5 protein-coding genes are annotated in these 5,918 nt (G+C 31.1%); all 5 read left to right on the forward strand.

Annotated features, from left to right (window positions below; translation table 11 throughout):
• The coding region (locus ACMOUI_RS09565; protein WP_418965474.1) for a Crp/Fnr family transcriptional regulator at positions 1-663 on the forward strand (663 nt) is incomplete at its 5' end.
• 18 nt (positions 664-681) lie between these two features.
• Entirely contained in the window at positions 682-2,112 is a 1,431-nt protein-coding gene (locus ACMOUI_RS09570) for an MFS transporter (RefSeq protein ID WP_418965475.1), read from the forward strand.
• Between the two features lie 24 nt (positions 2,113-2,136).
• On the forward strand, positions 2,137-4,377 hold the full coding sequence (locus tag ACMOUI_RS09575; protein ID WP_418965476.1) for a hypothetical protein: 2,241 nt from the start codon (positions 2,137-2,139) through the stop codon (positions 4,375-4,377).
• Between the two features lie 176 nt (positions 4,378-4,553).
• Positions 4,554-4,877 (forward strand): hypothetical protein, encoded by a 324-nt coding sequence (locus tag ACMOUI_RS09580; protein ID WP_418965477.1) that lies wholly within the window; start codon positions 4,554-4,556, stop codon positions 4,875-4,877.
• A gap of 250 nt (positions 4,878-5,127) precedes the next feature.
• A complete protein-coding gene (locus ACMOUI_RS09585) occupies positions 5,128-5,796 on the forward strand; it encodes a GNAT family N-acetyltransferase (protein ID WP_418965478.1) in 669 nt (222 codons plus the stop codon).
• The last annotated feature ends 122 nt before the right edge of the window (positions 5,797-5,918 follow it).

Below are 5,918 nucleotides of genomic sequence, written 5' to 3' on the forward strand. Positions count from 1 at the left end.
ACAAGAGAGGAAAAATGGAAAAAAAATCCTAATTTAAAATTAATAAAAGAGTATCTTAATGAACATATGAAAATTAGAGTTGTAAAAGAAGGCGAAAAAATTCATCAATATGATAAAACTAAAAAGTATATCCATTATGTAATAGTTGGAAAATTTTTTCATTATCGTGAGTTGAAAATGGGAAAAAGAAATCTAATAGCTTTAAATGAAGCACCAGAATGGATTGGGATGGATAGAGTTTTAGATAAGGAAAATGCAAATGCTACAGAAGATTGTGTAATAGAAGAGTGTATCGTAATAGATATAGAAAAAGAGTATTTTATAGAGTGCCTTAAAAATAATGGGGAAATATCACTATATATTATAAAAAATTTATTGAAAAAAATGTCACTAACATCAAATCGTGCAGAATATATGTTAATTAATGATGCAAAACTACAATTTTTATGTTGGTTAAATGAGTATTGGAGAAATAACTGTGAGGGTGAAGAGGAACTAATAATTAGATTAAAAAACGACTATATTATGGATAATATAGGAATAAGCACTAGAACATTTTATCGTATACTAAAAGAGCTGAAAGAAGAGGGGTTAATTGCTACTGTAAAGGGAAATATAGCTATAAATAGTTTACAAATAGAGAAAATAAAAAATATATTATAAATTCAACGGGAGGATTAAATGGATGAGTTAAAAAGCGGGGATATATCAATAGATATTCCTAGGTATTCATCAGAACCTGAAGCGGGAAAGATTAAAAATAAAAATATACTGGTGGATATTTTTAAGTATTCTTTGGGAGGATTAGGAGTTACACTTGCGACAAATTTGACTATGTCATATTTAAACTTTTTTTTAACAGATATTTTTGGAATAACAGCTTTTGCTGTAGCAGGAATAATGTTAGTTTCGAGAATTGTAGATGCCATAACAGATCCTGTGATGGGAATAGGAGCTGATAGAACAAAATCTCGTTGGGGAAAGTTTAGACCTTGGATGATATTTTTTGCACCGGTACTAGGATTTGCTGTATTTTTACTTTTTTATACACCAAATATTCCTGAGAGTATGAAGGTTATATATGCTTATGGAGTATTTATATTTTATTCAATAGCAATTACAATTGTTTCAATACCATATTTTGCACTAGTGCCTGTAATCTCTAAAGATTCACATACTAGAACAATTATTATATCTTGGAAAAGTGTAATGTGCCAAGTAGCTGTATTATGTATTTCAACTTTTGCACTGCCTATGGTAAATATGTTTGGTGGTGGACAAAAGGGATGGGCAACATTTGGAGGAATTGTTGGAGTAGCAGCAACTATTTTTGTATGGATAGCAGCAGATGGAGCTAAGGCTCATGATATTCCTAGCAATACAGAAGTATCAAACAATAGTAAAAAAAATAAAGAGGAAAATAATTTTAAAATTCTTTTAAAAACAAAACCACTTTTAGTTCTTGTGGTAGCTTTTGGATTATCAATGTTTGCAAATACTCTTGTGAATTCAGCAAATATGTATTATTTTAAATATATTTTAAATAAACAAAATTGGATTCCAACAGTTATGGCAGTGAGTATGGGAGCGAGTATTTTTGCATCTATGATTCTACCGAAAATTGAAGGGATTTTTGGAAAGAAAAAAGCCTTTATGTATTCAACTCTTATTTGTGTAATACCTTTAATTTTATTAGGATTAAACCCCAATGTAACTTCAATATATTCACTTCTTGCCCAACTTATTTTATTTGGATTTATGTATGGAATAGCAAGTGCTTTACCTTGGGCTATGATACCAGATTGTATCGACTATGCAGAGTGGAAATATGGTGTACAACCAAATGGATTATTTACAGCAACATTTACGTTTGTCCAAAAGTGTGGAATAGCTATTGGTGGATTTTTATCAAGTTTTCTACTTGGAATAGCAGGATTTGTTGCAAATAAAGATCAAGTTGAAAGTTCTATAAAGATGATAATATCATTGCGTTTTATAATACCAGCAGTATTATTTCTTCTAGTTGTAGTTGTATTATACTTTTATGAGATAACTCCAGAAAGAACAAAAGAGATTTCAAAAGAACTAGAGAAAAGAAGAGATATCGCATAGATAAAGTAAAATACGGAGGAAAAAATGAACGAATTAAATCAAAGGTATTCAAAAGAGGTAACAGATATTGTTTCAGTTAGTGGAAAATATCCATGTATGACTAAAACTAAAGATGGACAAACATATGTTTGTTATCAAGAGTATAAAGATAGACATGATGTTATTGTGGCTGGAGTTTTAACTCAAGAAAAGGGTGAGTTTTTAGATGGAACTATAATATCTCAAGGTGGAGAAGCACTAAAGCCTGTTTGCGTAGCAGATGGAAATCGTGTATGGTATGCTTGGGGAGAGAATAAAAATCAAAAATGGGGAATTTATTATAGAAGTTATGAAAATGGAATCTATGGAGAGATTCAATGTGCAGAGGAGGGAGAAGCACTTTTTTATCCATATCTGTATTCAAAGGATGGTATGGTATACCTTATTTGGAATCGTCAATATAGTAACTCAGCAGAAATTGTAATGGGAATAATTGGAGAGAGTGGAATTGAAAATATTCAAGTGGTTTCATCTTCCAAAGAGGTTTATAGACCAAGTTATACTATGACAGATGATGGGACTGGATATGTGGCTTACGACTCTTTTAATGGGAAAAACTATGATGTTTTAGTAAGAACTTTTAAAGAGGGAGTTTGGTCAGAAGAAAAAGCAGTGAGTACATCAAAAACTGCTTGGGCAGCTCAGCCTCTGGTTGCTTCACTAAAAGATAAAGTTTTAGTATGTTGGTATGATTTTAACCATGGATCAGATTTTTCATACAATAGTTCAGTGGTTTTCTTAAAAGACAATGAATTAATTGTAGAGGAACCTTATTGTATCGGAAGAGGAATAGATTGGTATGAGGATATAGCAGTTGGAGAAAACTCCAAGGGAGAGGTTGTTTTTTCCTATTCTTGGGGAAAAACAAAATTGCATGTAAGACACTATGATTATGAAAATAAATGGAGTGAACCAGTAGTTTTCACTTATGATGAGAATAGTTTTGCGTCTAATCAAAGAGCGTTAATTGATGAGGAGGGAACGATACATTTAGTATGGCAGTATGGAAATCAAAATGGACATAAACCAATTAGAAATGCACAAGTTATTTATACTTGGTTAAAAGCCGATGAGTTTGAAAACTATATTGATACAGAAGCTGAGAAAGTGAGTGACCCATTTACTCGTCCAATTCCAGCGGAAAAGTCGCTAGACCGTGTAAGTAAAGAGGAAACTAAAAAGTGGATGATAAAAAATGGATATGGAGAAAAGTTTCCAGTGTTTGGAGATATCCATGGTCAAAGTGGGATGTCAGATGGAGTTGGAGAGATAGACCAATTTTTTAATATTGCAAAAGCATGGGCAAATTTAGACTTTACAGCATTAACAGATCATGATTGTTATCCTTATTGGTTAAGTGAATCAGAATGGGAGTGGATTCGTACAACTTCAAGATTATTTAATGTTGAAGAAGAGATGGCAACACTTTTAGCTTATGAGTGGACACCAAATGAATATCGTTATGATTTTGGGCATAAAAATATATACTATAGAGGATTTGAAGGGGAGTTATTCCGTTCAGGAGATGAAGGAGGATTAACGCCAGATCGTCTGTTTAGTAGTATAAAAAAATATAAAGCTATGGCATTTCCACATCACCCAGCAGCTAGTTGGAAACTTGTTAGTGCTGCAACTGACTGGTCATTCCATGACGATAGTGTCCAAAGAATGGTAGAGATTTTTTCAAGACATGCCCCTTTTGAATACTATGGAAACTATTCTAAATACACTAAAAATAATATGCAAATTGAGCACTGTAGTGCGCAAGATGCTCTAGCAAGAGGCTATCATTTAGGATTTATTGCAGGAAGTGATTCACATCAGATGGAACATGGTTTAGAGGGAGGAATAATTGTATCCTTTGTAGATAGATTAACTAATGAAACAGTTTGGGATAATCTATATAATCGTTTTGCCTATGGAACGTCAGGAGCTGGAATTTTATTATCTTTTAAAGCTGATAACTATGAAATGGGTCAAATTGTAAAAAGTACAATTGGAAATCAAGTGGTATTTAGTGTAAGTGTATTGGGAACAGATGATTTAAAGGTTGAAGTACTATGTAACAATAAAGTTATAATAGAAAAAGAATCGATTGATAGAGCATGTGATTTTGTTTTCACTAGGGAAGTTGGAGAGAGAGAAGATTTCTATTATGTAAGAGTTACACAAAAAGATGATCATCAAGCTTGGGGGAGTCCAATTTGGATAAGCGCTCAGAAATAACTTTATTTTATAATTAATGGAAAAGCTGTAGTTGAATCTACAGCTTTTTCATTACATAAGGAAACTATAAAAATCCAGCAAGAACAAGATTAGAGTTACATTAATAATTTATAAGAAAGAAATTTTCTACTCTTATCGAATATAACTTTACAATATCTATTGAGGAGGTAGCAAATATGAAAAAAGTAATTTTATTGATTGGAATTATTTCAACAACAATTTTTGCAGCAACACCTGAAAAAACAGTAACTCAACCGATGTCACCAGAAGTGATGTCTAAAGAGATGGTTCATCACCATATTGGAAAAATGACTCCTGATATGATGAAAGAAGAGGAACAGTACCAAAAAGAGATTGATAGCAAAAAATTGGAAATTCAAAAAGAAGCTGGAAGAGATAAACCTGATTGGAATAAAATCCACAAGTTACATCAAGAGGTTGGTCAAAAATATGCTGACCACGCAACAAAAATGATGCAGATGCAAATGATGCAAAATTAATATGGGGACTCCGTCAGAAAAATGTGTTTTTACAAAAAATAAATTGAGCTTTTAATACAAATATTTTTATTGATTTCATAATAAAAAAATTGTAAACTATAGTCCTAAATAAATTTTAATATCAGGAGTGATTTTTTGTTTAACAAAGAGAGTGTACTCTTCCTGTGATAGGAAGGTTATAAATTCCTTTTCTAGACACAGGTTTTGATTAAGGTTTACAATCAAAATTAAAATTAGTCGGAGGATAAAATTGGAATTAAAAATAAGATTAGAAGAAAAAAATGATTATAGAAAAGTTGAAGAAGTTACTAGAGAGGCTTTTTGGAATCTATATATTCCAGGGGCTAATGAGCACTCTATAGTCCATTATTTAAGAAATTCAGAACTAGCAATTCCTCAATTGAATTTTGTGGGCATTAAAGATGGAGAAATAGTTGGTTATATTTTTTATACAAAAGCTCAGATTATCGATAAAAAAGGAACTTCTCATGAAGTTCTAACTTTTGGTCCATTGAGCGTATCTCCAAAATTACAAAAACTTGGGATAGGAAAAGCTTTGATAGAATTTAGTAAAAAAAGAGCAATCGATATGGGGTATAAAGCTATAATTATATATGGATATCCAGAATATTATAATAAAGTCGGATTCAAAAGTGCAGCAAACTTTGGAATAGCAAGAGCTGATGGAGTTTTTGCCAAAGCACTTTTAGCTATGGAACTTTATCCTGATTCGTTAAAAGGAATATCAGGTAATTTTCACGAATCTGTAAGTTGCTTTGAATTAGATGAGAATGAATTTTTAGAATTTGAATCATCATTTCCTATAAAAGAGAAAAAATATGAGTTGTCACAAGATATCTTTTTAGAAATGGTTGATAAGCTTGAAGATTTAGAAAACATGAAATTAAATAATAATTAATTTGTCTTTTAATAGTATTTTTAGGGATGATTTTTTTAAAAGTGAGAGTGTTTAAATCTTTGTGTAAATCTCAGTAATTTTTCTAGATTAATAGATTTAATATTTTTTACTTTTAATACTAA

Origin of the sequence: Cetobacterium sp., from assembly GCF_048470075.1 — a bacterium.
GTDB lineage: Bacteria > Fusobacteriota > Fusobacteriia > Fusobacteriales > Fusobacteriaceae > Cetobacterium_A.

Bases quoted from the DNA above. Each gene is read 5' to 3' on its own strand.
- ACMOUI_RS09580 (WP_418965477.1), top strand. From the start codon at position 4,554: ATGAAAAAAGTAATTTTATTGATTGGAATTATTTCAACAACAATTTTT.
- ACMOUI_RS09575 (WP_418965476.1), top strand. From the start codon at position 2,137: ATGAACGAATTAAATCAAAGGTATTCAAAAGAGGTAACAGATATTGTT.
- ACMOUI_RS09570 (WP_418965475.1), top strand. From the start codon at position 682: ATGGATGAGTTAAAAAGCGGGGATATATCAATAGATATTCCTAGGTAT.